Source organism: Streptomyces sp. NPDC037126 (genome assembly GCF_055605965.1).
Window position 1 is genome coordinate 19,348 of record NZ_JBVJTD010000011.1, and the last position, 23,810, is coordinate 43,157.

The window sequence follows — 23,810 nt, forward strand, 5'->3', positions numbered from 1 at the left end:
CTTCGCGACTCCGGGGCGCCGCGCAGATCCAGGCGTGGCGCTTTTCCTACTCGTTTGGTCTCGTCGCAGGTCCCGCCGGTGTGCCATGGATTCCTCCGCCTCGGCGTACCGCGCCCGCCCCTCTCCCGGCCACTGTCCCGCGTGCGTCAGACCGTCGGGGGCGGCGGGGCCGTTCCGGCGAAGCCCCGCATCGGGGAGGGTGCCGGTTCCGTCACCCAGCCCGCCGTCAGCGCCAGGCGGGACTCGCGGTCGACGGCGAGGAAGCCGAAGGGGCGGTCGAAGGCGACCCGGACGACCCTGGTCTCGTAGCGGTACTGGGGCGGCCCGCTGCCCGGGGCCGCCATGACGGCCGTCACCGCCGCCGCTCGGAAGCCGAGCGCGCCGAACTGGGCCACGGCCGACTGCCGGGCCTCCCCGACGGTCAGCGGGTAGTCGCTCAGACCGGGGAAGTGACCGAACCGGTCGTCCATGGCGGCCGAGAGGCCGAACAGGTCGGCCGACGCGAGCAGGTCGTGGTCGGCGCGCACCTCGTACGCCACGGTGCGCACGTCCAGCGCCGTCGGCTCCGGGGCGACGGCCGGCTGCTGCTCGACGTGCAGGCCGGGGCCGACGTGCCCGTGCGGCAGGGCGCCGCCCGGCGTGAGCGGGAGCGTGCGCTGGACGACGTCCACCCCGGCGGCCAGCACCTGGCCCGGCGTCATGTGCTCCTCGCCGAGCAGCAGATGGACGTCGATCCCGTTGTCGCCGGGCACCGTCAGCGCGGTGAGGAAGCCGTGCGGGGTGCCCGTCACGCCGACCCGGTCCGGCCGCACGCTGCGCCGGTGCAGCCCGCGCAGGGTACGGCCCTGCCAGGGACCGGTCTCCGGCCTGAGCGGCAGCTCCGTGAAGGGCTGCCGCCAGGTGGTGCGCAGCGCGAGCGCGCCGGCCAGCACCATCCGCGACTCCCGGGTCAGCGTCACCGGCATGCGCTCGACCAGCCCGCCGGTCCGCTCCGCCGCCCAGGCGTCCAGCCGCTCCTGCGCGGTGACGAGGTCGTCCCCGAACACCCCGTGGGTGCCGGCCGGCAGCCCGGCCCGCCACTCCTCCCGCAGAGGGAGACCGTGGTGCGTCCACAGGCCGAGCGCGGCGTCCAGCCCGGACACCGCCCCCAGCGCCGCCAGCAACTCCCGCGCGGCCCCGGCCGCCTGCTCGGCGGGCACGCCCAGCGCCCCGGCCAGCTCCGCCCGCGCCGGCCCCGCCGCGCCGTCGGCCAGGAAGGCCAGCAGCGGCCAGACACCCGGCCCCGAGAAGACCGTGCCCTCGGGCAGGGCCTGCGCCCAGCGGGCCGTCAGACCGTTCACACGACGGACCGTCTCCGCGGTCACCTTGCTCAACTCGTCGTCCTTCCAAGAGGCCCCGCCCGCTTCCGCCGGCGCCATCAGGCCTCGATCGCTTCCGGCTCGGTCATGAGCCCGTACGCGTCCTCGTCGTACTCCGGATACGGCACCGGATCCGTCCCCCGTCCCACGGCGACAGCCGGCCCGAGTTCCAGGGCCCGCTCGGTCCACAGGCCCACGGCGGGCGCCGTGCCGGGGAGGGTCGTCGGTGTGGTGAGGTGGTCACGTGCCCCGGCGGACGCCTCCGCGGCGGGCAGACCGAGGGCCTCGGACAGTTCGTCCCGGGACGGGCCCGCCGAGCCGTCGGCCGGCGACGTCGGCAGGGGCCGGACGCCGGCCGCCGAGGGGGCCGTGCCGTCCCGCGTGCCGGCCGCCCGGACACCGGCCGTCGAGAGGACCGAGCCGTCGCGTGTGCCGGCCGCCCAGTGAGCGGTCGCCGAGAGGACCGTGCCGGCCGCCCAGTGGGCGGTCAGCGCGTTCCCCGCCCGGGCGGCCGTGCCGCCCACTCTGCTCGCCATCCTCGTTCCGCCCCCGGTTCGTGCCCCGCTTACCATGCGCAGTCGTACGTCAGTCCAGCCGCCGGCCGAGGCCGCCGGTCCGGGCTGCCGCTGTCCGCCCCCAGGAGCACGGTACCGGTGTCCATACCCCCGCCCTCCGGCCCCCATCAGCCACAAGGGCCGTATCAGCCACCGTCGGCGAGCCCGCAGGGGCCGTACGCGCCGTCGCCGTTCCCCCAACAGGCGGGTGTCCCGGGCGGGTTGCCGCCCTACCGGCCGTGGGCCCAGGGGTACCGTCCGTACAACCGCCCCGCCCCCGTCAACGGCCTCGCCGTCGCCTCCCTCGTGCTCGGCGTGCTGTGCTGTCTGCCCGGCGCGGGCCTGGTGTTCGGGCTGGTCGCGGTGCGGCAGATCCGCAGGCGCGGCGAGCGGGGCACGGGGCTGGCCGTGGGTGGCGCCGTGCTGTCCGGGATCGGGCTCGCGCTGTGGGCGCTGCTGCTCGCCACGGGCGGTGCGGCCGGCTTCTGGCACGGGGTCAGGGACGGCGCACGCGACGGCGCGAGCATCTCGCTGTCCAAGGGCGAGTGCTTCGATGCGCCGGGTGGTGCGCTGACCGGTGAGACCTCCGGCGTCCACAGGGTGCCCTGCTCCGGCGAGCACGACGGCGAGGTGTTCGCCTCCTTTCGGCTGAGCGGCGGCGGCTACCCCGGGGGCGGCACGGTCGCGGACACCGCCGACGAGCGCTGCTACGGCCTGCGCGACAGCTACGCGATGGACGCCTGGGCGGTCCCGCACGACGTCGACGTGTACTCGCTGACGCCGACCGAGGACAGCTGGGCGGCCGGGGACCGCGAGGTCACCTGCGTGTTCGGCAGCACCACCGAGGGCGGGAACCTGACCGGCTCGCTGCGCAACGACGCGACCGTGCTCGACGGCGACCAGCTGGCCTATCTGAAGGCCGCTCATGTCCTCAACACGGCGCTGGACAGCGCCCCGGACGCCCAGTACGTGACGGACGACCTGCCGGGGTACCGGGCGTGGGCGGGCCGGATGTCGGCCGCGCTGGCCGAGCAGGCCGGGTCCCTGCGGGCGCACCGGTGGCCCGGCGCGGTCCGGGGGCAGGTCACCGGCCTGGCCGCCGATCTGGACCGGGCGCGCGCCGAGTGGGCGAAGGCCGCGCGGGCCGGGGACGCGGACGCCTTCTCCACGCACTTCGAGGCGGGTTACGGCCTGCTCGACCCGCGCCGGGCGGTCACCTTGCGGAAGTCCCTGGGCCTGGCCACCACCCCGCCCTCGGCGGACGGCGGGGGCACGGACTCGGGCGGTGGTGGAGGCGACACGAGCGCGGAGGTGTGAGGGGCCGCCCATACGGGGCAGAAAGTGCCTGGGTAAAGCCCCCAGGCACCACTTGTCATCACTTCGAGTGATTCTCTGGCCTTCACTTGCCTGGCACAACCCACGGTTGCCACGCTGTTGCTGTCTGTACAACCTGATGGGAGCGGCCAGTGACTTTCGGTGAGCAGCCGGCGTATCTGCGTGTCGCGGGTGATCTCCGCAAGAAGATCGTCGACGGTTCGCTGCCCCCCCACACCCGGCTCCCCTCGCAGGCCCGCATCCGCCAGGAGTACGGCGTCTCGGACACCGTCGCCCTGGAGGCCCGCAAGGTGCTGATGGCCGAGGGGCTGGTCGAGGGCCGGTCCGGCTCGGGGACCTATGTGCGCGAACGGCCCGTGCCCCGGCGGGTCGCCCGCTCCGGTTACCGCCCGTCGGGCGGTGCCACGCCCTTCCGGCAGGAGCAGGCCGACGCCTCGGTGCGCGGCACCTGGGAGTCCAGCAGCGAGCAGGCCGAGGCGGGGGCCGTCATCGCCGAGCGGCTCGGCATCAAGGCCGGTGACCGGGTCATGCGCACCAAGTACCTGTACCGCGAGGCCGGTGAGCCGATGATGCTCTCCACCTCCTGGGAGCCCCTCGCGGTCATCGGCCGCACCCCGGTGATGCTGCCCGAGGAGGGGCCGCTCGGCGGCATGGGCGTGGTCGAGCGCATGCGGGCCATCGACGTCATCGTGGACAACGTCACCGAGGAGGTCGGCGCCCGCCCGGGCCTCGCCGAGGAACTGGCCGCGCTCGGCGGCGTCCCCGGCCATGTGGTCCTGGTCATCCAGCGCACGTACTACGCCTCCGGGCGCCCGGTGGAGACCGCCGACGTGGTGATTCCCGCCGACCGGTACCGGGTGGCGTACCACCTGCCCGTGAGATGAGGGCCGGTCTCGTGTGCGCCCTCCGGGTGAGGTAGCGCACACCCCGGGCCGTCACTCGATGGTGTGCCCCCGCCCCCGGCCTCGCCCGGGTCCCGCGAGGCCGTTGCATTCCGGCCGTTTTCGCAGGTGGCCCCGGTTCCCCCCGGTATGCCCCCGACGCGAGGCCGGGGCGCTTCCGACGGCGCATTCGGTCTCGTGCGCCCCCGGCGTTCTGGCTGGTTGCGTACCTCTTTGTGAAAAGGCGTATTCGCTCCGTGAAGGTTGGGCGTACGCTCGGGCATATGCGGATTGCGGTTTCCTTAGGCTGGGCTCAGTGGGGGTGGGGCGATGCCGGAACGGGTGACGGGGGCGGTGGGGGCGATGAGTGAGGGCACTGTCTCCCTGCCCTGGATCGTGATACGGCAGGACGACAACGGCAATCGCTACCGCGTCGGCCGGTACGCGACCCGGGCCGAGGCCCAGAAGATCGCCGACAGCTTCGACGACCGTGGCCACAAGCAGCTCTACTGGGTCGAACGCATCGGGCAGAACGGGGACGGCACCCACAACTGACCGCACCCGCACTCCCGTAGGCTCCGCCCCATGACGCCGATGACCGAACGGACCGTGGTGGTGGGAGCCGCCCTGCTCGACGCCGGCCGCCTGCTCGCCGCGCGTCGCAGCGCGCCCGCCGAACTGGCCGGACGCTGGGAGCTGCCCGGCGGCAAGGTGGAGACGGGCGAGCATCCCGAGGACGCCCTGGTGCGCGAACTGCGTGAGGAACTGGGCGTGGACGCCGAGACCGTCGAGCGCGTGCCCGGTCAGTGGCCGCTGAGGGAGCCGTACGTCCTGCAGGTGTGGACCGCCCGGCTGCGCCCCGGATCGCCGGCGCCGCGGCCCCTGGAGGACCACGACGAACTGCGCTGGCTGACGGCGGACGAGCTCTGGGACGTGCCCTGGCTGGACCAGGACGTGGCCGCCGTGCGCGAGGCCGCCGCACACCTCATCACCGACGCCCGCTGAAGCCCGCCTCCCCTTCGGGGCGCCTCTCCCGTACGCCGTTCGCGCCACAGTGCGCCCTCCCGGACGGTACTGCCCACCGGATATCGGGTATGTGCCCATTAACCCCACGAAACCGGACATGGGTGGGCTCGCTGTCCTGGGAAGTGATCGGCGTGATCGACACCGAAGGCGACTGCGTCGAGTGGACCTTTCCCGCGGAACCGGGCGCCGTGCGCGCCGCCCGCGCCGCGGTCCGCGGCCAGTTGCACGGCTGGGACCTCGACTGCGTCGCCGACCTCGCCGCGCTGCTCGTCAGCGAACTCGTCACCAACTCCCTTCGGCACGCCACCGGCCCCATCGGCGTACGCCTGGTCCGGCCCGGCGACCTCGACGGTTCGCTGCTGGTGGAGGTCTCCGACCCGCTCCCGGACCCGCCGCGCGAGCGTGTCGCCAGGCCGGAGGACGAGAGCGGACGCGGCCTCCAACTGGTCGCCGGCTCCTCGCGTCGCTGGGGCACCCGGCCCGGCGCGAGCGGGAAGACCGTCTGGTTCGAACTCGCGGTACCGGGGTGACACGGGGGGCGTCCGCGGGCGCTGAGGGGGGTGTACGTCCGCCGGTGCGCCGTCGGACGCGCGAGCCGCGCCGGGAACGGGTCCGCGGTGCGGGGTTCGACGGCGTGTTCCCTGGTTAGAAGAGTGGAAGTGTTGTCACGGACCGGTCCGAAAAAGAGCTGGACCGAGCTGTGATCGTGAACACCGTGTCGTGCGGCGCCGTAGTGCTGGATACTGCGGGCAGCCGCCTCCGGTGACCGGTACCGGACGCGGTGAGCTGGAGGGGACGGTTCGCGTGAGCGAGATACCAGCGAAGGCCACGGAGTCCGAGGACCCGTCGGACGGCGCGGGGGGCCAGACCGCCAAGGGGGCGGCGGCACCCGGAGACGCCATGTGGCAGAGCAGCCCGCCCGGCTCGATGTACGACTACATCAAGGTGGCTTCCTTCTCCATCGGCCCCGGCGGTCTGGTCGACCAGTGGAGCCTGCGCGCCGAGCAGCTCTTCGGCATCCCCGCCGCACGCGCCGTCGGTGTGGACCCCATAGAGGCGTTCATCGACCCGGACCAGCGCGACCGCGGGCAGCGCAAGATGGCCGAGATTCTCGACGGCCGGGAGTGGACCGGGGTGGTGCCCTTCCGGATGCCGGACGCGGAGGACGGCGCTCGCGGCGAGGAGGGCCTGGCCGAGGTCTATGTGATGCCCACCCGCACCGCCGAGGGCGACAAGGCCGCCGTCTGCATCGTCGTGGACGTCCGCACGCTGCGCAGCATCGAGACCGACCTGGCCGCCTCGCAGGCGATTTTCGGTCAGTCTCCGTTCGGCTTCCTGCTGATCGACACCGATCTGAAGGTCCGTCGGGCCAACCAGCGCTTCGCCTCCATCTTCGGCGGAACCCCGGACGACCACCGGGGCAAGGGAGTTCACGACTATCTGCTCCGTGGCGAGGCCGAGCGGGTTTCGGCCACCCTGCGGCGGGTGCTGGAGAGCGGCGATTCCATCACCGACATGCATGTCACGGGCTTCGTCCCCGGCTCCGAGGAGCGCCGGCACTGGTCGGTCAACCTCTACCGCGTGCACAGCGGCAGCGGCCGGCCCATCGGCATCGCCTGGCTGGGCACCGACATCACCGCCCGCCGCGCCGCCGCCCGCGAGGCGGCGGCCGCCCGCCGCAACCTGGCCCTGCTCAACGAGGCGGGTGCCCGGATCGGCAACTCCCTGGACCTGGAGACCACCGCCCGCGAACTCCTCGACGTCGTCGTACCGGGCTTCTGCGACGTCGCCACCGTCGACCTCTACCAGGGGCTGCTGGCCGGTGACGAGACCCCGCCCGGCCGCGCCGACGGCAGCGCCGAACTGCGCCGCGTCGCCTTCGCCAGCGCCGTCTCCGACGCCCCGCTCAGCGGCTCCGACGAACCGGTCGCGGTCGGCGCGGTCCACCACTTCCCCTTCAACTCGCCCTGCGCGGACGCCCTGCGCACCGCCCGCCCGCAGCACGTGCCCGCCGAGGAGGGCGGCCTCGTGCAGTCGACGCTCGCGGTGCCGATGGTCGCCCACGACACGGTCGTCGGCCTCGCCCGGTTCGCGCGCACCAAGGGCAGCGAGCCGTTCGGTCAGCGGGACCGGGAGCTGGCGGTGGAACTGGCCGCGCGCGCCGCGGTGTGCATCGACAACGCGCGCCTGTACCGCCGGGAGCACGAACGGGCGCTGATACTGCAGCGGTCGCTGCTCCCGCCCGGCGACCCCGAGGCGTCCGGACTGGACATCGCCTGCCGCTATCTGCCCGGCAACGCGGCGACCGAGGTCGGCGGCGACTGGTTCGACGTCATCGAACTCCCCGGACACCGCACGGCCCTGGTCGTCGGCGACGTGATGGGCCGGGGGCTGCGGGCCGCGGTGGCGATGGGCGAGCTGCGCACGGCGGTGCGCACGCTGGCGCTGCTCGACCTGGAGCCGGCCGAGGTGCTGTCGGCGCTGGACGAGATCGCGCGGGGGCTCGGCACCCCGGGCGGCGTCCAGCAGGCCACCCGTACCGCCCGCCAGCCCCGCGACGCCGACCTGTCCGAGGTGTACCTCGCGACCTGCGTGTACGCGGTGTACGACTCGGTGACCAGACGCTGTACGTTCGCCAACGCGGGCCATCTGCCACCGGTCCTGGTCGAGCCCGGCGAGGCCGCCCTGATGCTGGACGTGCCACCCGGCATGCCGCTCGGGGTGGGCGGCGAGCCCTTCGAGGAGGTGGAGGTCGAACTCCCCGAGGGCGCACTGCTCGCGCTCTACACGGACGGCCTGGTCGAGTCGCGCGACCATCCGCTGGACGAGGGGCTGCAGGCCTTCGTCGGGGCGCTCACCCACCCCACCCGTCCGGAGACGGCGTCGCCGCGCGCCGACACCCACCGGGACCTCGAGGACGTCTGCGACCACGTCCTCAGCACCCTGGACACCCACCACGGCGAGGACGACATCGCCCTGTTGATGGCCCGGGTCCAGGGCCTGCCCGCCGACTCCGTCGGCGACTGGACGCTGCCGCGGGAGCCGCGCAGCGTGGGGCGGGCCCGGGAGTACGCCCGGGGGCAACTGCTCAGCTGGGATCTGGAGCCGCTCGTCGACACCACGGAGTTGCTGGTCAGCGAGTTGGTGACCAACGCCCTGCGGTACGGCGAGGGGGAGATCAGGCTACGGCTGCTGCTCGACCGCACGCTGGTGTGCGAGGTGTGGGACTCCGGTCTGGTGCAGCCCCGGCGCCGGCGGGCGCGGGACACCGACGAGGGCGGCCGGGGGCTCCAGCTGGTCGGGTTGCTCAGCGCGGCCTGGGGGTCGCGCCGGACGCCCCGGGGCAAGACGGTGTGGTTCGAGCTGCCGCTGCCCGGGGGAGAGACCGGGCTCACCGACCCGGCGGAGGCGCTGCTCAGCCTCTTCTGACGTCCCGTGGGGCCCGGCCGTCACGAGGACGCCGGGAGCCGGCGGCGGCCCCGGGTCTCCGGGCCGCCGAAGCTCGCGGGCGGCCCGCCGTCCGGCTCCTCGCCGAGCAGGACGCCGCCGAGCACCGCGCCGGCCAGCCCGGCCGTGTCCTCGGCGCCCGGGTAGGGGGTGCCGTGCGTCCGCACGTCCAGCTCGGCCGCCTCCCGCGCCCGGCGGGCCCCCGCGTCCGCCCGCCACGCCGCGTCCGGCTCCACCCCCTTGCCCGTCTCCGCGCCCAGCGTCCGCGCCGCCTCCGCCAGCAGGGCGCGGGCGTCCGGGCCCACCGCGCCCCGGTGCGCGGTGATGAAGTCGTCCGTCGCCGGGACCGTGCAGCCCGCGACGAGCAGGGCCGCGGTGTCCAGGACGCCGGTGCGGCCCACGTCCAGCCGGCCGACGGCCAGGGTGATCCGGCGCAGCGCGTCCAGCGGGTCGTACGGCCCCCTGGTCAGCTCCTCGCGCACCGCGGCCAGCACGCCGTCCGCGTGGGCCAGCCGGGCGTTCAGGTCACCCGCGGACAGACGCGTGCGCGCACCCCCGCTTCGGGCGACCGCGATCTCCGCCTCCCCGCCGGTGAGCGCGGCCGGGACCAGCGCCGCGGCCTCCCGCAGCCGCGCCGCGAGCCGTTCCACCCCGCCCACCAGGACCGCCGCCTGGGCCACGGCGCCCTCTCCGGCGCGCAGTTGGCGCCCGGCCCGGTCACCGGCGCCCGCGTCGGCCGCCTGGCGGGCCTCGTTGAGGCGGGAGGTCGCGAACAGCAGCCGTTCCTTGGCCTGTTCGACGTACCCGGTGACGGGATCCACGGCGGAGGGCGCGTACCGCTCGTGGAGGGCCGCCAGGGTGTCCTGCGCGGTCACCGTGCGCGCCGCCAGCTCCCGGAACCGCGCCTCGGCCGGCGCCAGCGCCGTGTACAGGGATGGTCCCTCCAGCCCGCGCAGCCGGTCCAGGGCGGCGGCCTCGGCGTCCAGCCGCCGGCCCGCCTCCGCGCACCGGCCGACCACGCCCACCAGCGCCTGCCGCCGCGCCGCTGGGTCCTCGGGCACCCCCTGCTCGTACCGCCGCCACATCGCGAACGCGGCCGCCAGCTCGGTTTCGGCGGCCCGCAGGGCGTGGCGGAAGGGGTCGGTCTCCGCCGGCTCGAACCGGCCCCGCACGAAGGAGAGTTCCTCCCGGCTCGTGCGTACGCAGTCGTCGGCGAGGACCAGGGCGGCCCGGGCCTGGCGTTCGGAGTCGGCGAGGGAGGGAGCGGGCGGGCGGGCCGGGAGGGTCCCCGGCGTCGTACGGGTCCGGGCGCGCCGGGTGCGGCGCAGATAGCCGTACCCGGCCAGGACCAGGGCCGCGACCCCGGCGACGAGGGGCAGCACGAGGTCGGCCGTGGACGTCTCGTCCTGTCCCGCCGCCCGCGCGCCCGCCGCCGTCGTGGCGGGGGAGGCGGGAACCGGATCTTCGGCGCCGACCGTCATCACCGGCAGCAGCAGCCATCCCACCCCTACCAGGGCGCCCAGCACGGCATGCGCCACGCGCACCCGTATGTGTGCCTTGGCACGCCGGGGCCGGCCCCGGAACAGGGAGGACGTCACATTTCGGAGCGTATGGGCAGGTAGGCGGCTTCGCGAGCGGGATGGATACGGGTGGGGGACCAGGCGGACAGGGGGACGGAATGGGCGAAGACGCGGCGGCGGCACGGGCGGTCGAGGGGGAGAGCGGGCCGGACGGGGAGCCGGCACTGCCTGGGGCGGGGGAGAGCGGGACGGGCGGGGAGCGGGCACGGGCCGGTGCGGGGGAGGGCGGGACGGATGAGGAGGCGGGCCGGCCCGGTGCCGGGGAGGGCGCCGTCCGGGCGCCGGGGGAGCGCGAATGGCGCCGCCTCGTCCCCCGGCGCAGCGGACCGGCCGTCCGCCGCGGTCCGCTGCGCCGCGCCCTCACCGCGCTCGCCCTCCTCCTCGTGCTGCTCCTGCTCGCGTTCCTCGGCGCCGAGTCCGCCCTCCGCCTCGACTACGCGGGCGATCCGGCCCCAGGCACCCGCACCCGGGGCCGCGACGCCCTCTGGCTGGGGCACGCCTGGGTGGACGGCCGCAAGACGGACCGGGACGTCGAGGCGCTGGCCCGCCGGCTGCGCGGCACCGGAGTGCGCGACCTGTACGTCCACTCGGGGCCGCTGGAGCACGACGGCACGCTGCCCGGGACGGCGTACCCGAAGGCGCGTTGGCTGATCGCGGCCGTGCACCGGGAACTGCCCGGCGTCCGCGTCCAGGCCTGGCTCGGCGACAAGCTGGCCACCGAGAGCCCCGACGGACTGCGCCTGGAGCGGCCCGCCACGCGTGCGGCGATCGTCGCCACCACCCGCCACGTCCTCGCCGCGGGCTTTGACGGCACCCACTTCGACCTGGAGCCCCTGCACTCCGGCGACCGGCACTACCTGTCGCTGCTGGACGACCTGCGCGCCGTCACCCGGGCCCGGCACGCGCTGCTCTCGGTGGCCGCCCACCAGATCGACCCGCTGCCCGCCTTCCACTCCCTCGCCGGGGCGCTCACCGGGCACCCCAAGTGGTGGTCGCAGGCCTACTTCGGGCAGGTGGCGCGCCGGGTCGACCAGATCGCCGTGATGTCGTACGACACCGCGCAGCAGCTGCCCAGCCTGTACGGCGGCTATGTGGCCGAGGAGACGTCCCTCGCCCTGGAGGTCACCCCGAGGTCCACGGACCTGCTGATGGGGCTGCCCTTCTTCCACACCGACACGCTGGGCCACCGGGGGAGCGCCGAGACCGTCCCGGCCGCGGTGCGGGGCGCCCGCCTCGGCCTGTCCCGCACCGACGCCGGACGCGCCCGCTTCGGCGTCGCCCTGTACGTGGACTTCGCGGCGACGGAGGCGGACTGGCGGGCGTACCGGAAGGACTGGTGCGCCTGACCCTGGCACCGGACCGGTCCCGCTGGGACCCTCGTCGCCATGCACATGTTCCTGGTGGTCGCGGGCGCGCTGGTCGTGACCCTCATGGCCGGAGCCGCGGCGTCGCGGGCATCACGACCGGCTGGGTGATCCCGCTGAACCGGCGCCGGATCCTGCGCCCGAAGCTGTGGGGGTACGGCCGGCTGACGGGGGCGGTGGGGCCGGCCCTCTGGATGTTCCTCGGGGTGTTCCCCGCCAGGTTCGACGCGCTCCCGCTCGTCGGCTGGTTCATCTTCACGGGGGCGCTGGGCCGTCAGGTGCTCGCCCAGCGCCCGGGCCGTGGCCCTACGAAGAGCGCCTCCTGATCTTCGAGCCCAGCCACACGAGCGGGTCGTACTTGCGGTCGACCGCCCGTTCCTTCAGGGGGATCAGGGCGTTGTCCGTGATCCTGATGCCCTCCGGGCAGACCTCGGTGCAGCACTTGGTGATGTTGCAGTAGCCGAGGCCGTGCTCGTCCTGGGCCGTGCGCTTGCGGTCCAGGCCGGTCTCGGCGGCCGCGTCCAGGGGATGCATGTCGAGTTCGGCGATCCTCATGAGGAAGCGCGGGCCCGCGAACGCCGGCTTGTTCTCCTCGTGATCACGCACCACATGGCAGGTGTTCTGGCACAGGAAGCACTCGATGCACTTGCGGAACTCCTGTGAACGGTCCACGTCCTCCTGGGCCATGCGGTACTCGCCGGGCCCGAGACCGGGGGGCGGGACGAACGCCGGCACCTGTCTGGCCTTGTCGTAGTTGAAGCCGACGTCCGTCACCAGGTCCCGGATCACCGGGAAGGCGCGCAGCGGGGTGACCGTGATGGTCTCCTCGCGCGAGAACACCGACATCCGGGTCATGCACATCAGCCGGGGGCGGCCGTTGATCTCCGCCGAGCACGAACCGCACTTGCCCGCCTTGCAGTTCCAGCGCACGGCCAGGTCCGGCGCCTGGGTCGCCTGCAGCCGGTGCACGATGTCCAGGACCACCTCGCCGTCGTTGACCTCGACCGAGAAGTCCTCCAGGCCGCCGCCCCGGTCGTCGCCCCGCCACACCTTGAAGCGGGCCTCGTAGCTGCTCATTCGTACAGCTCCTCTTCGGCGAGGTACTTGACCAGCTCCTCCTTCTCGAAGAGGGCGAGCAGGTCGGCGCGGATGGGGTCGGTGGTCTGCCGGGTCAGCCGGATCTGGCCGCGTGCGGGGTCGGCCGCCGCCAGGCCCCCGGTGGGGTCGGCGAGCGTGCAGAGCAGGTTGACGTTGCGCCACCCGCGGTCCATCGTCGGGTGGTCCTCGCGGGTGTGGCCGCCGCGCGACTCGGTCCGCTCCAGCGCGGCCCGCGCCACGCACTCGCTGACCAGCAGCATGTTCCTGAGGTCCAGGGCGAGGTGCCAGCCCGGGTTGAACTGGCGGTGGCCCTCGACGCCGGCCCGCCGGGCGCGGGCGCGCAGCTCGGCGAGCTTCTGCAGCGCCTGCTCCATCTCGCCCTCGCGACGGATGATGCCGACCAGGTCGTTCATGGTCTGCTGCAGTTCCTGGTGCAGGGTGTACGGGTTCTCCGGCGGTCCCGCCTCGCCCTCCGTCTCCGCGGAGAAGGGCCGCAGGGCCTCCGCCGCGGCCGTGTTGACCTGGGCTTCGTCCACCGGCGGGCGCCGCTCGGGCCCCTGCGCGTACTCGGCCGCGTGCCAGCCCGCGCGCCGGCCGAAGACCAGCAGGTCGGACAGGGAGTTCCCGCCGAGCCGGTTGGAGCCGTGCATGCCGCCCGCCACCTCACCGGCCGCGAACAGACCCGGCACCCCGCGGGCCGCCGCGGTGTCCGAGTCGACCGCGATCCCGCCCATCACGTAGTGGCAGGTCGGCCCGACCTCCATCGCCTCCGCCGTGATGTCGACGTCGGCCAGCTCCTTGAACTGGTGGTACATCGACGGCAGCCGCCGGCGCACGACCTCCGCCGGCATCCGGGTGGACACGTCCAGGAACACCCCGCCGTGCGGCGAGCCACGGCCCGCCTTGACCTCGGCGTTGATCGCGCGGGCCACCTCGTCGCGGGGGAGCAGCTCGGGGGGCCTGCGGTTGTTGTCGGGGTCCTCGTACCACCGGTCGGCCTCCTCCTCCGACTCGGCGTACTTCTCCTTGAAGACGTCCGGGACGTAGTCGAACATGAACCGCTTGCCCTCGGAGTTCCTGAGCACCCCGCCGTCGCCGCGCACCGACTCGGTGACGAGGATGCCCTTGACCGAGGGCGGCCAGACCATGCCCGTCGGGTGGAACTGCACGAACTCCATGTTCACCAGCGGTGCCCCGGCCAGCAGCGCGAGGGCGTGCCCGTCGCCGGTGTACTCCCACGAGTTGGACGTGACCTTGAAGGACTTGCCGATGCCGCCGGTCGCGAGGACCACGGCGGGCGCCTCCAGGACGAAGAAGCGGCCGCTCTCGCGCTCGTACGCGAACACACCGCAGACGCGGTCCCCGTCCTTGAGGATCCGGGTGACCGTGCACTCCTGGAAGACCTTCAGCCGGGACTCGTAGTCACCGGTCTCGGCGAAGTCCTCCTGCTGCAGGGCGACGATCTTCTGCTGCAGCGTGCGGATCAGCTCCAGGCCGGTGCGGTCGCCGACGTGGGCGAGACGCGGGTACTCGTGGCCGCCGAAGTTGCGCTGCGAGATCCGGCCGTCCTTCGTACGGTCGAACAGCGCGCCCCAGGTCTCCAGCTCCCACACCCGCTGCGGGGCCTCCTGGGCGTGCAGCTCGGCCATCCGCCACTGGTTGAGGAACTTGCCGCCGCGCATGGTGTCCCGGAAGTGGACCTGCCAGGTGTCGTGCTCGTTGGCGTTCGCCATGGCCGCCGCGATGCCGCCCTCGGCCATCACGGTGTGCGCCTTGCCGAACAGGGACTTGCAGATCACCGCGGTACGGGCGCCCCGCTCGCGCGCCTCGATCGCGGCCCGCAGCCCGGCGCCGCCGGCACCGACCACGACGACGTCCCACTCCTGCCGGTCCACCACGGACATCAGAAAAACCTCGGATCGTCGAAGACACCGGACGCGACCAGGTAGACGTAGAAGTCGGCGAGCGCCACGCTCACCAGCGAGGCCCACGCCAGCTGCATGTGCCGGGCGTTGAGCCGGCCGACGAACTGCCACGCCCGGTAGCGCACGGGGTGCTTGGAGAAGTGCTTGAGCTTGCCGCCGACGATGTGCCGGCAGGAGTGGCAGGAGATGGTGTACGCCCAGATCAGCACGATGTTGGCCAGGAACACCAGGGTGCCGAGGCCCATGTGGCCCCAGCGGTAGTGGGTGTCCCGGAAGGACAGCACGGTGTCGTAGGTCAGCACGCCGGCGACCAGCAGGGCGGCGTAGAAGAAGTACCGGTGGACGTTCTGCAGGATCAGCGGGAAGCGGGTCTCACCGGTGTACTTCCGGTGCGGCTCGGCCACCGCGCAGGCGGGCGGGGAGGCCCAGAAGCTGCGGTAGTACGCCTTGCGGTAGTAGTAGCAGGTCAGCCGGAAGCCGAGCGGGAAGATCAGGATGATGACGGCGGGCGAGATGGCCCACCAGCTCCCGAACAGGTCCGCGTTCGGCCCGGCGTGCATGGTCCGGCAGTTCTCCGCCAGACAGGGTGAGTAGAACGGTGAGACGTACGGCGCCGCGTAGTAGTCCGCGTTCGCGAAGGCCCGCCAGGTCGAGTAGACGACGAAGGCCAGCAGGCCGGCCGCGGTGACGGCGGGTGCCAGCCACCAGCGGTCGGTCCGCAGGTGCGGGGCGGCGATCGCGGCGCGCGCACCGGTGCGTACGCCGCCGCTGTTCTGTTGGGGTTCCGTACCAGTGGCCAATGGACGACTCCGGTCGGTTCGGGTCGGATCAGGGGGCGTGCCGGTCGCGGGCGCCCAGGCCCTCGTCGTCCGAGTCCGTCCACAGGCTGATGTCGTACGGGGTGTCGGAGATGGTGACGAGTTCGGGCCGGCTGGTGGTGGCCGGGGTGGTGGCCGCCTCGCGCAGCAGTGCGAGGCTCTCGCGCAGATGGTCGGCGTCCGTCCGGACCCTGCGCATCTCCAGACCGCCGCTGCCGAGCTGCTTCTCCAGGCGTCCCAACGACCGGTAGAGGTCGTCGAGGCTGCGCTGGACTGTTGTCAGGTCGTCGTGCACGGACATGACTTGCCCTCACTTCCGCGGGTCCTGCGGTCCCTGGGCGGCAACGTTCATGCGCCTGCGAGTGTTGCGCGTCACACGTGGTGCTGTGAAGAGATCTGCATCGATTGGACTGGCGTGCGGATGCAAATCCCGGTGTGTTTGCGCCGCACGGGTGGCTTGACCGTCCGTCGTCGCCGTGTCGCTCGCTGTTGCCGGATCCTTTCCTCTTCAGTAGCCGCATAGATCTGATCAGCTCCAAATACCGCCAAACGTGATCATAACGCCCGCGGCTTTCCGGAGGTAGCAGAGATGTCCCACCACGGTGTCGGCCTGCGCGCGGTCCTGCGCTCGGCCGCCTTCCTCACCGCGGGCGCGCTCGTGGTGCCGCTGCTCGCCGGCTGCGGTTCCGACGACGACGCCGCGAAGCCCCTCGTCGGGCAGGACATCGACCTGGTGGCCCGGGACCAGGTCACCGACGGCGGCACCCTGAAGTGGGCCGTGGACGCCCTCCCGGAGACGCTGAACACGTACCAGGCCGACGCCGACTCCGGCACCACCCGGATCGCCCAGGCGGTCCTGCCGTCGATGTTCCGGCTCGACGCCGCCGGCCGCGCGGTGGCCAACCCCGCCTACCTGGAGTCGGCGAAGGTCATCGAGACCGAGCCCCGCCAGGTCGTGCAGTACAAGCTGAACCAGCAGGCCGTCTGGAGCGACGGCCGGGAGATCGGCGCCGCCGACTTCGTCGCCCAGTGGCGCGCCCTGTCCGGCCGGGACAGCGCCTACTGGACCGCCCGCAACGCCGGCTACGACCGCATCGAGAAGATCGAGCGCGGCGCCAACGACCTCCAGGTCCGCGTCACCTTCTCCCGCCCCTACGCCGACTGGAAGTCGCTGTTCTCACCGCTGTATCCGAAGGACGTCATGGGCTCCCCGGACGCCTTCAACGACGGGGCCCGCCGCAAGCTCAAGGTCTCCGCCGGGCCCTTCAAGGTGGAGAAGGTCGACACCGCGGCCAAGGACGTCGTCCTCACCCGCAACCCCCGCTGGTGGGGCAGGCCCGCCAAGCTGAACGAGATCGTGCTGCACACCGTGGACCGGGACAAGCGGGTGGCCGCGCTGGCCGACGGCAGCGTGGACCTCGCCGACATCGACTCGGACGACGCCGAGCGGATCGGGCTCGCCGCCCGCGCCAAGGGCACCGGCACCCCGCTGCAGGGCGCCGGCAAGACCTCCGTGAAGAAGCTGCGCTCCTGGGCGCTCGCCCACGGCCTGGATGCCGGCCCGGCCGAGGGCGGCAAGCAGAAGCTGCACCAGGCGATCACCCGGTACCTGGAGGAGCAGCAGGCCCTCCAGGCCTTCGAGGTCCGCAAGTCGCTGGAGCCCGCCTACACCCAGCTCGCCCTCAACGGCGCCTCCGGCCCGCTCACCGACGAACGGGTCCGCCGGGCCGTCGCCCGCGCCCTGGACCGCGTCGAACTGACCAGGCTGGTGCTCACCCCGCTGGGCCTGCCCGCCGTCCCGGTCGGCAGCCACCTCGCCCTGTCCGGGCAGCCCGACTACTCCGACGGCAGCGGCGCCCTCGGCGCCCAGGACACCAAGGCGGCCCAGGCACTGCTCGCCGACGCCGGCTGGGTGCCCGGCGGCCCGGTCAGGGAGGAGAAGAAGGCCGAGAAGGCGGCCGGCCCCGAGAGCAGCAAGGAGGCCAAGTCGGACGGCGGCAAGGAGGGCGAGTACATCGTCGGCGAGGACGACAAGGGCAAGCGCCACGAGTCGGCCGGGGAGAAGAGCGACGAGGGCGGCCGGCACCTCGCGCAGGAGGGCCGGCACGGCGGCGCGGCCGGCGCGTACGCGCCCAAGGGCACGGCCGCCCCGGCCGGCGCCAAGGCCGCGCTGCTCGCCAAGGACGGCAAGGCCCTCGCGCTCCGCTTCGTCCTGCCCTCGGGGCCCGGCTCCGAGACGCTGAACACGGTCGCCGAGCGGATCTCCGCGATGCTGGACAAGATCGGCATCCGCGCGACGATCACCAAGGTCCCGGACGAGAGCTACTTCAAGGACCACATCGCCTCCGGCGACTTCGACCTCGCCCTGTACTCCTGGCCGGCCTCCGCCTTCCCGGCGACGGACGCCCGGCCGATCTACGCCAAGCCGCTGCCCGCGGCCGACGGCTCGGTCAACGTCGAGCAGAACTACACGCGGGTCGGCACGGACCAGGTCGACCAGCTCCTCGACCAGGCGGCGGCCACGCTGGACGAGGGCGAGGCGCGGGACCTGATCCGGCAGGCGGACTCCCGCATCTGGGCCACCGCGGGATCGATCCCGCTCTACCAGCGCCCCCAGCTGGTGGGCACACGGAAGAACCTGGTCAACGTGGGTGCGTTCGGTTTCCAGACACCGGTCTACGAGGACATGGGCTTCCTCAGGAAGGGGGCGAAGGTCTCCCCGAGCCCCAGCAGGTGACGGCGAAGGAGCGGCCCGGCGAGCCCCTCCTGCGAAGGACACGTACCATGGGGTGAGGCCGTGGCGTGTCCAGCCCGGCAGGGCCCGCGCAACACAGACGTACGCGCAGGGTAATCCTCACACTCCGGGAGTTCGCCGCACCATGGCTGTGACTGCAACGCGTCACGACATCCGCAACGTCGCCATCGTCGCCCACGTCGACCACGGCAAGACCACCATCGTCGACGGCATGCTGAAGCAGGCCGGCGCGTTCGCCGCCCACCAGCTCGACCAGGTCGACGACCGGGTCATGGACTCGAACGACCTGGAGCGTGAGAAGGGCATCACGATCCTTGCCAAGAACACGGCGGTGAAGTACCACCCCAAGCACGGCGGGGACCCGATCACCATCAACATCATCGACACCCCCGGCCACGCCGACTTCGGTGGCGAGGTCGAGCGCGGTCTGTCGATGGTCGACGGTGTCGTGCTGCTGGTGGACGCCTCCGAGGGCCCGCTGCCGCAGACCCGCTTCGTGCTGCGCAAGGCGCTCCAGCAGCGGCTGCCCGTCATCCTGTGCATCAACAAGACGGACCGCCCCGACTCCCGCATCGACGAGGTCGTCAACGAGACCTACGACCTCTTCCTCGACCTGGACGCGGACGAGGAGCAGATCGAGTTCCCGATCGTCTACGCCTGCGGCCGTGACGGCATCGCCTCGCTGACCAAGCCGGACAACGGCACGGTCCCGGCCGACAGCGACAGCCTGGAGCCGTTCTTCTCCACGATCCTGGAGCACATCCCGGCCCCGACGTACGAGGAGGACGCGCCGCTCCAGGCCCACGTCACCAACCTCGACGCCGACAACTTCCTCGGCCGTATCGCGCTGCTCCGTGTCGAGCAGGGCGAGCTGCGCAAGGGCCAGACCGTGGCCTGGATCAAGCGCGACGGCTCCATCAGCAACGTCCGCATCACCGAGCTGATGATGACCGAGGCCCTCACCCGCAAGCCGGCCGAGAAGGCGGGCCCGGGTGACATCTGCGCGGTCGCCGGCATCCCGGAGATCATGATCGGCGAGACCCTGGCCGACCCGGAGAACCCGGTCGCGCTGCCGCTGATCACGGTGGACGAGCCGGCGATCTCCATGGTCATCGGCACCAACACCTCTCCGCTGGTCGGCCGCGGCGGCACCGGCAAGGGCGCGGACGCCAAGGCAGCCGTGAAGGACCGCAAGGTCACCGCCCGTCAGGTGAAGGACCGCCTGGACCGCGAGCTGATCGGCAACGTCTCGCTGCGCGTCCTGGACACCGAGCGTCCGGACGCCTGGGAGGTCCAGGGCCGTGGTGAGCTGGCGCTCGCCATCCTGGTCGAGCAGATGCGCCGTGAGGGCTTCGAGCTGACCATCGGCAAGCCGCAGGTCGTCACCAAGGACGTCGACGGCAAGACGTACGAGCCCGTCGAGCGCATGACGATCGACGTGCCCGAGGAGCACATGGGTGCCGTCACCCAGCTCATGGGCGTGCGCAAGGGCCGCATGGACAACATGTCCAACCACGGCTCCGGCTGGGTGCGCATGGAGTTCGTGGTGCCCTCCCGCGGTCTGATCGGCTTCCGTACCGAGTTCCTGACCCAGACCCGCGGCACGGGTATCGGCCACTCCATCCACGAGGGCTTCGAGCCCTGGTTCGGCGTGCTCCAGACCCGTAACAACGGCTCCCTGGTCGCCGACCGCTCCGGTGCGGTCACCGCGTTCGCGATGACGAACCTCCAGGAGCGCGGCGTGCTGTTCACGGAGCCGGGCACCGAGGTGTACGAGGGCATGATCGTCGGCGAGAACTCGCGCTCCGACGACATGGACGTGAACATCACCAAGGAGAAGAAGCTCACGAACATGCGGTCCTCGTCGGCCGACTCGTTCGAGGCCATCGTGCCGCCGCGCAAGCTCTCCCTGGAGCAGTCGCTGGAGTTCTGCCGTGACGACGAGTGCGTCGAGGTGACCCCGGAGGCCGTTCGCATCCGCAAGGTCAACCTGGACGCGCGCGAGCGGGCCCGCGCCGCGAGCCGCGCCAAGCACGGCTGATCCCAGGGCAGTTGAGCCCGGGTTTCCCCAAGCATGGGGGAGCCCGGGCTTTTTGCAACCCGTTTTCCGGCCGTCGGTGATCGATAAGCCGGGCCCGCTGTCCGAAATGCGGAGATCCCGGACCGATAGCCATGTAACACGTCCGTTTCGCGGCCTTCTGCCGTCGAACAGTTTGTCCAGTTTTTGGAAGTTCCAGCCGCCAGCTGTGACTGAATTGAGATTTAAAGACGGTGGTCGCCACCTGACTCATGGCAGATAGTTAGCCGCGTAGTGCTCGGGTCAATGGGTCACACGCTGTGGGGACAGCGTGACGACTCGCGAGCAACGAGGGGTGCCTGATCCTCCGTCAGGGGTGTCGGAGGTCGGTCGTCAACCCTCTTTTGTTGGTGAACACGTGGAGTCATGAGGAGGAACCCCCATGCGCGGTGTCACAAACACCAGGTGGGTCAGTTCGTCGCTTCCAGCAGTGTGATTCGGCTGTAGAACTACGCGCGTCCGGCTGCGGCTACGCGCGTTCTCGGAGTACCGGGCACCATTCACACCCATACCTGTGAAACGGACGAACCGTGACAAGTCCTATCGACATTGAGGGCGGCGGAACTTCGGTCGTCGTCGACGGCGAACCAGGGCCGGAGGCGAAGGACGAGGCCGTCAAGCTCGAAGGCCGGTCTCCCGGCCAGCTGATGTGGATGCGCTTCAAGCGTGACCGCACCGGCGTGATCTCGGCCTACGTCGTGGGCTTCTTCTTCCTGATCGGCCTGCTGGCCCCGCTGATCTCCAAGCTGTACGGCAAGAACCCGTACACGGTGTACGCGGACGAGCGCCCCGAGCTCTTCGACAGCGCGGGCGTGCCGGTGCAGCCCAACGGCGGTATCAGCAGCCAGTTCTGGTTCGGTCTGGAACCGGGCAACGGCTACGACGTCTTCACCAAGCTGATCTACGGCATCCGCACCTCGCTGATGATCTCGGTCGCCGTCACCGTCGCGGTCGTCATCACTGGCATCCTGCTCGGCGTCGCCGCCGGCTATCTCGGCGGCAGGACCGACTACTTCCTCGGCCGGATCATCGACTTCCTGCTCGCCTTCCCCGCGCAGCTGTTCTTCATCGCGAGCATGCCGGTCGTCGTCTCACTGTTCGTCAGCCCCCGTGACGAGACACCGACTTACGTCCGTGTGCTCGCGCTGATCCTCGTCCAGTGGTTCCTGGGCTGGATGGGCCTCGGCCGCATCCTTCGCGGCACCGCACTCGCCCTGCGTGAACGGGAGTTCATCGAGGCGGCCAAGGTCAGCGGTGCCTCGTCGTGGCGGATCATCCGCAGGGAGATCCTGCCGAACGTCGTCACGCCCCTGCTGGTGCAGGCGACCTATCTGCTGCCCGGATTCGTGACGGCCGAGGCCGGCCTGTCCTACCTGGGCGTGGGCATCGTCGAACCGACGCCGGACTGGGGGCAGATGTTCTCCAAGGCGTCCACGGAACTGGTGATGCAGAACGACATCACCTACATGTTCTTCCCCGGCATATCGATGATCATCTTCGTCGTCGCGTTCAACCTGCTCGGGGACTCGGTCAGAGACGCCTTCGATCCCAAGACCGCGCGCTGACCCAGGCACGTCGGCCGACGGAACGTCAGTTCCGTGGCAACTCCATTGCAACGCACTGCACTTCGGTGTCCATTTCGCACTGGTGACACATAGATCGCACTGGTGACACACAGATGGGTGGGAATGTTCGTGATGAGTAGGGGCGGACGCCACGTATACGGCGCACTCTCCGTGCTCGCGGCCGGAGCTCTCGTGCTCACCGGTTGCAGCAAGGGCGGCAGCGACAGCGGTACGAGCGACAAGAAGGACCAGCAGGACGCCAAACGCCAGCAGGCGTCCATCAAGTTCGGCGGCGCGGCCGACTCCACCGGCCCGGCGGCCGACGTGCCCGGCGCCAAGTCCGGCGGCACGATGGAGGTTCTGCAGCGTGACAGCTACGCCCACTTGGACCCGGCCCAGATCTACGTCTCCGACGAGGGCTCCCTGGCGACCCTGATCCACCGCGGACTCACCGGCTACAAGGCCACGGGCAACGACGGCCACCAGCACGAGGTGGTCGGCGACCTCGCCACCGACTCCGGCACCACCAGCGACGGCGGCAAGACCTGGAAGTACACGCTCAAGGACGGCATCAAGTTCCAGGACGGGACCCCGATCACGTCCAAGGACATCCGGCACACCGTCGAGCGGCTCTTCGCGCCGTTCATCAACCAGGGCCCCACCTACCTCCAGCAGTGGCTCGCCAACACCTCCGGCGCCACCTACCGCAAGCTGCTCCCGGACGGCCCCTACAAGGGCAAGCACCTGCCCAACTCCGTCCTGGAGACCCCGGACGACAAGACCATCATCTTCCACTTCAAGACCCCGCACCCCGACCTGCCCTACGCGCTGGCGATGGCCGGCTACGCGGCGGTGTCCGACAAGGGCGACACCAAGGAGAAGTACGACAAGGCCCCGCTCGTCACCGGCCCGTACAAGATCCAGTCGTTCAAGTCGGGCAAGTCGATGGTGCTGGTCAAGAACCCCAACTGGGACGCCAAGACGGACCCGATCCGCCACCAGTACGTGGACCAGTTCAACATCACGTTCAACCAGCAGTTCGAGACGTCCACCAAGTCGCTGCTCGCCGACAGCGGCGCCGACTCGACCGGCATCAGCTTCAACAACCAGGTCGACGCGGGCAACCTGTCCCAGGTGCTGCGCGACCCGAAGATGAAGGTCCGCACGGTCTCCGGCTACCAGCCGTACGTGGGCCAGATGAACATCAACATGAGCCACCCGGCCATGAAGGACAAGAACGTCCGCGAGGCCATCGCCTACGCCCTGCCGATCACCCCGTTCGTGCGTGCCTACGGCGGCACCGACGCGATGGAGGTCGCGGGCGGCCTGATCTCCCCGACCGTCTCCGGCTACGACCCCTCCTTCGACCCGTGGGGCAAGAAGGAGAAGCCCGCCGGTGACCCGGTCAAGGCCAAGGAACTGCTGAAGAAGGCCGGCAAGCTCGGCATGAAGCTGACCTTCGGCTACATCAACACCCCCGAGGGCCAGCAGTACTCCACCGCCATGGCGGCGGGCCTGCAGAAGGCCGGCTTCAACGTCCAGCGCCAGGAGATCCCGGCCGAGACCTACTACGACCAGGTCTCCAAGCTGAACAACAACTACGACATCTTCCACACCGCGTGGGGTGCCGACTGGCCGTCCGCCTCGACCGTGATCCCGCCGCTGTACGACGGCCGGGTGATCGCCGACGGAGCGCAGAACTACTCCCAGATCAACGACCCGAAGATCAACAGTGAGATCGACCGGATCAACACCATCACCGACCCGGTCAAGTCCGCGGCCGCGTGGGAGAAGCTCGACCAGTACATCGTGAAGGACAGCGTCAACGTCGTCCCGACCGCCTACTACAAGCAGGTCCAGATCGCCGGTTCCAAGGTCGGCGGCCTGGTCTACGACGACGTGATCGGCGGCGTCGACCCGCGTCGTCTGTACATCAAGTAACCGTCCCCTGCCGGTACCCGGCGCGCCCCCGCCCGAGGGGAGCGCCGGGTACCGCCCGGACCGCCGACGTCTGAGAGCTGCCCTGT

The 23,810-nt window shown here is 71.7% G+C and carries 19 protein-coding genes; 12 read left to right on the forward strand and 7 right to left on the reverse strand.

All coding sequences use genetic code 11. The features are described 5' to 3' along the window. Window positions 1-146 precede the first annotated feature (146 nt). The gene (locus ACZ7FF_RS23620) at window positions 147-1,418 is read right to left on the reverse strand and encodes a serpin family protein (protein ID WP_470814242.1); all 1,272 of its coding nucleotides are present in this window, start codon (window positions 1,416-1,418) and stop codon (window positions 147-149) included. After that, window positions 1,418-1,894, reverse strand: a complete 477-nt coding sequence (locus ACZ7FF_RS23625; protein ID WP_470814243.1) for a hypothetical protein — start codon at window positions 1,892-1,894, stop codon at window positions 1,418-1,420. The genes ACZ7FF_RS23620 and ACZ7FF_RS23625 overlap by 1 nt, the downstream gene beginning before the upstream one ends. Window positions 1,895-2,134: 240 nt before the next feature. Here ACZ7FF_RS23625 and ACZ7FF_RS23630 point away from each other — a divergent pair, with 240 nt between their 5' ends. From ACZ7FF_RS23630 to ACZ7FF_RS23655, 6 genes are all read left to right on the forward strand, one after another. Beyond that, window positions 2,135-3,229, forward strand: a complete 1,095-nt coding sequence (locus ACZ7FF_RS23630) for a DUF4190 domain-containing protein (protein WP_470814244.1) — start codon at window positions 2,135-2,137, stop codon at window positions 3,227-3,229. A 149-nt stretch (window positions 3,230-3,378) separates the two neighbouring features. Then, window positions 3,379-4,131: a GntR family transcriptional regulator gene (locus tag ACZ7FF_RS23635; RefSeq protein WP_470814245.1), complete on the forward strand. Its 753-nt coding sequence runs from the start codon at window positions 3,379-3,381 to the stop codon at window positions 4,129-4,131. Between the two features lie 360 nt (window positions 4,132-4,491). Next, window positions 4,492-4,683 carry an SPOR domain-containing protein gene (locus ACZ7FF_RS23640; protein WP_392198713.1) on the forward strand — a complete coding sequence of 64 codons (192 nt, stop codon included), beginning with the start codon at window positions 4,492-4,494 and terminating at the stop codon, window positions 4,681-4,683. 39 nt (window positions 4,684-4,722) lie between these two features. After that, on the forward strand, window positions 4,723-5,133 hold the full coding sequence (locus ACZ7FF_RS23645) for a (deoxy)nucleoside triphosphate pyrophosphohydrolase (protein WP_470814461.1): 411 nt from the start codon (window positions 4,723-4,725) through the stop codon (window positions 5,131-5,133). Window positions 5,134-5,255: 122 nt separating this feature from the next. Then, window positions 5,256-5,684: an ATP-binding protein gene (locus ACZ7FF_RS23650; RefSeq protein WP_470814246.1), complete on the forward strand. Its 429-nt coding sequence runs from the start codon at window positions 5,256-5,258 to the stop codon at window positions 5,682-5,684. Window positions 5,685-5,958: 274 nt separating this feature from the next. Beyond that, entirely contained in the window at window positions 5,959-8,583 is a 2,625-nt protein-coding gene (locus ACZ7FF_RS23655; protein WP_470814247.1) for a SpoIIE family protein phosphatase, read from the forward strand. 20 nt (window positions 8,584-8,603) lie between these two features. Here the strand turns inward: ACZ7FF_RS23655 and ACZ7FF_RS23660 are convergent, their stop codons facing one another. Continuing rightward, window positions 8,604-10,199, reverse strand: coding sequence for a hypothetical protein (locus ACZ7FF_RS23660; RefSeq protein ID WP_470814248.1), 1,596 nt, complete (start codon window positions 10,197-10,199; stop codon window positions 8,604-8,606). Between the two features lie 80 nt (window positions 10,200-10,279). Here ACZ7FF_RS23660 and ACZ7FF_RS23665 point away from each other — a divergent pair, with 80 nt between their 5' ends. Both ACZ7FF_RS23665 and ACZ7FF_RS23670 read left to right on the forward strand, forming a co-directional pair. Beyond that, window positions 10,280-11,527 (forward strand): glycoside hydrolase family 18 protein, encoded by a 1,248-nt coding sequence (locus tag ACZ7FF_RS23665; RefSeq protein WP_470814249.1) that lies wholly within the window; start codon window positions 10,280-10,282, stop codon window positions 11,525-11,527. 125 nt (window positions 11,528-11,652) lie between these two features. Continuing rightward, window positions 11,653-11,871 (forward strand): hypothetical protein, encoded by a 219-nt coding sequence (locus ACZ7FF_RS23670; RefSeq protein WP_470814250.1) that lies wholly within the window; start codon window positions 11,653-11,655, stop codon window positions 11,869-11,871. On the opposite strand, the gene ACZ7FF_RS23675 is transcribed toward ACZ7FF_RS23670, so the two are convergent. The 4 genes from ACZ7FF_RS23675 to ACZ7FF_RS23690 are packed head-to-tail and all read right to left on the reverse strand — an operon-like array spanning window position 11,852 to window position 15,687. Further along, window positions 11,852-12,622 (reverse strand): succinate dehydrogenase/fumarate reductase iron-sulfur subunit, encoded by a 771-nt coding sequence (locus tag ACZ7FF_RS23675; protein ID WP_470814251.1) that lies wholly within the window; start codon window positions 12,620-12,622, stop codon window positions 11,852-11,854. The two genes, ACZ7FF_RS23670 and ACZ7FF_RS23675, sit on opposite strands and share 20 nt — an antisense overlap. Then, window positions 12,619-14,547, reverse strand: coding sequence for a fumarate reductase/succinate dehydrogenase flavoprotein subunit (locus ACZ7FF_RS23680; RefSeq protein WP_470814252.1), 1,929 nt, complete (start codon window positions 14,545-14,547; stop codon window positions 12,619-12,621). Before ACZ7FF_RS23680 ends, ACZ7FF_RS23675 begins: the two co-directional genes overlap by 4 nt. Then, window positions 14,547-15,368 carry a hypothetical protein gene (locus tag ACZ7FF_RS23685; RefSeq protein ID WP_470814253.1) on the reverse strand — a complete coding sequence of 274 codons (822 nt, stop codon included), beginning with the start codon at window positions 15,366-15,368 and terminating at the stop codon, window positions 14,547-14,549. The genes ACZ7FF_RS23680 and ACZ7FF_RS23685 overlap by 1 nt, the downstream gene beginning before the upstream one ends. A gap of 28 nt (window positions 15,369-15,396) precedes the next feature. Continuing rightward, window positions 15,397-15,687: a hypothetical protein gene (locus tag ACZ7FF_RS23690; RefSeq protein WP_470814254.1), complete on the reverse strand. Its 291-nt coding sequence runs from the start codon at window positions 15,685-15,687 to the stop codon at window positions 15,397-15,399. A 288-nt stretch (window positions 15,688-15,975) separates the two neighbouring features. On the opposite strand from ACZ7FF_RS23690, the gene ACZ7FF_RS23695 reads away from it, so the two are divergent. The 4 genes from ACZ7FF_RS23695 to ACZ7FF_RS23710 all read left to right on the forward strand — a co-directional run bounded on the left by ACZ7FF_RS23695 (window position 15,976) and on the right by ACZ7FF_RS23710 (window position 23,724). Then, the gene (locus ACZ7FF_RS23695) at window positions 15,976-18,123 is read left to right on the forward strand and encodes an ABC transporter family substrate-binding protein (protein ID WP_470814255.1); all 2,148 of its coding nucleotides are present in this window, start codon (window positions 15,976-15,978) and stop codon (window positions 18,121-18,123) included. Between the two features lie 142 nt (window positions 18,124-18,265). Further along, window positions 18,266-20,182, forward strand: a complete 1,917-nt coding sequence (typA, locus tag ACZ7FF_RS23700; protein WP_470814256.1) for a translational GTPase TypA — start codon at window positions 18,266-18,268, stop codon at window positions 20,180-20,182. Between the two features lie 566 nt (window positions 20,183-20,748). Next, the gene (locus ACZ7FF_RS23705; protein ID WP_470814257.1) at window positions 20,749-21,783 is read left to right on the forward strand and encodes an ABC transporter permease; all 1,035 of its coding nucleotides are present in this window, start codon (window positions 20,749-20,751) and stop codon (window positions 21,781-21,783) included. Window positions 21,784-21,915: 132 nt separating this feature from the next. Next, window positions 21,916-23,724, forward strand: a complete 1,809-nt coding sequence (locus ACZ7FF_RS23710; protein ID WP_470814258.1) for an ABC transporter substrate-binding protein — start codon at window positions 21,916-21,918, stop codon at window positions 23,722-23,724. The last annotated feature ends 86 nt before the right edge of the window (window positions 23,725-23,810 follow it).

Coding starts and splice junctions, on each gene's coding strand:
- ACZ7FF_RS23620 (WP_470814242.1), bottom strand. CDS start 1,418: ATGGCGCCGGCGGAAGCGGGCGGGGCCTCTTGGAAGGACGACGAGTTG.
- ACZ7FF_RS23625 (WP_470814243.1), bottom strand. CDS start 1,894: ATGGCGAGCAGAGTGGGCGGCACGGCCGCCCGGGCGGGGAACGCGCTG.
- ACZ7FF_RS23640 (WP_392198713.1), top strand. CDS start 4,492: ATGAGTGAGGGCACTGTCTCCCTGCCCTGGATCGTGATACGGCAGGAC.
- ACZ7FF_RS23645 (WP_470814461.1), top strand. CDS start 4,723: ATGACCGAACGGACCGTGGTGGTGGGAGCCGCCCTGCTCGACGCCGGC.
- ACZ7FF_RS23665 (WP_470814249.1), top strand. CDS start 10,280: ATGGGCGAAGACGCGGCGGCGGCACGGGCGGTCGAGGGGGAGAGCGGG.
- ACZ7FF_RS23675 (WP_470814251.1), bottom strand. CDS start 12,622: ATGAGCAGCTACGAGGCCCGCTTCAAGGTGTGGCGGGGCGACGACCGG.
- ACZ7FF_RS23680 (WP_470814252.1), bottom strand. CDS start 14,547: ATGTCCGTGGTGGACCGGCAGGAGTGGGACGTCGTCGTGGTCGGTGCC.
- ACZ7FF_RS23690 (WP_470814254.1), bottom strand. CDS start 15,687: ATGTCCGTGCACGACGACCTGACAACAGTCCAGCGCAGCCTCGACGAC.
- ACZ7FF_RS23695 (WP_470814255.1), top strand. CDS start 15,976: ATGTCCCACCACGGTGTCGGCCTGCGCGCGGTCCTGCGCTCGGCCGCC.
- typA (WP_470814256.1), top strand. CDS start 18,266: ATGGCTGTGACTGCAACGCGTCACGACATCCGCAACGTCGCCATCGTC.
- ACZ7FF_RS23710 (WP_470814258.1), top strand. CDS start 21,916: ATGAGTAGGGGCGGACGCCACGTATACGGCGCACTCTCCGTGCTCGCG.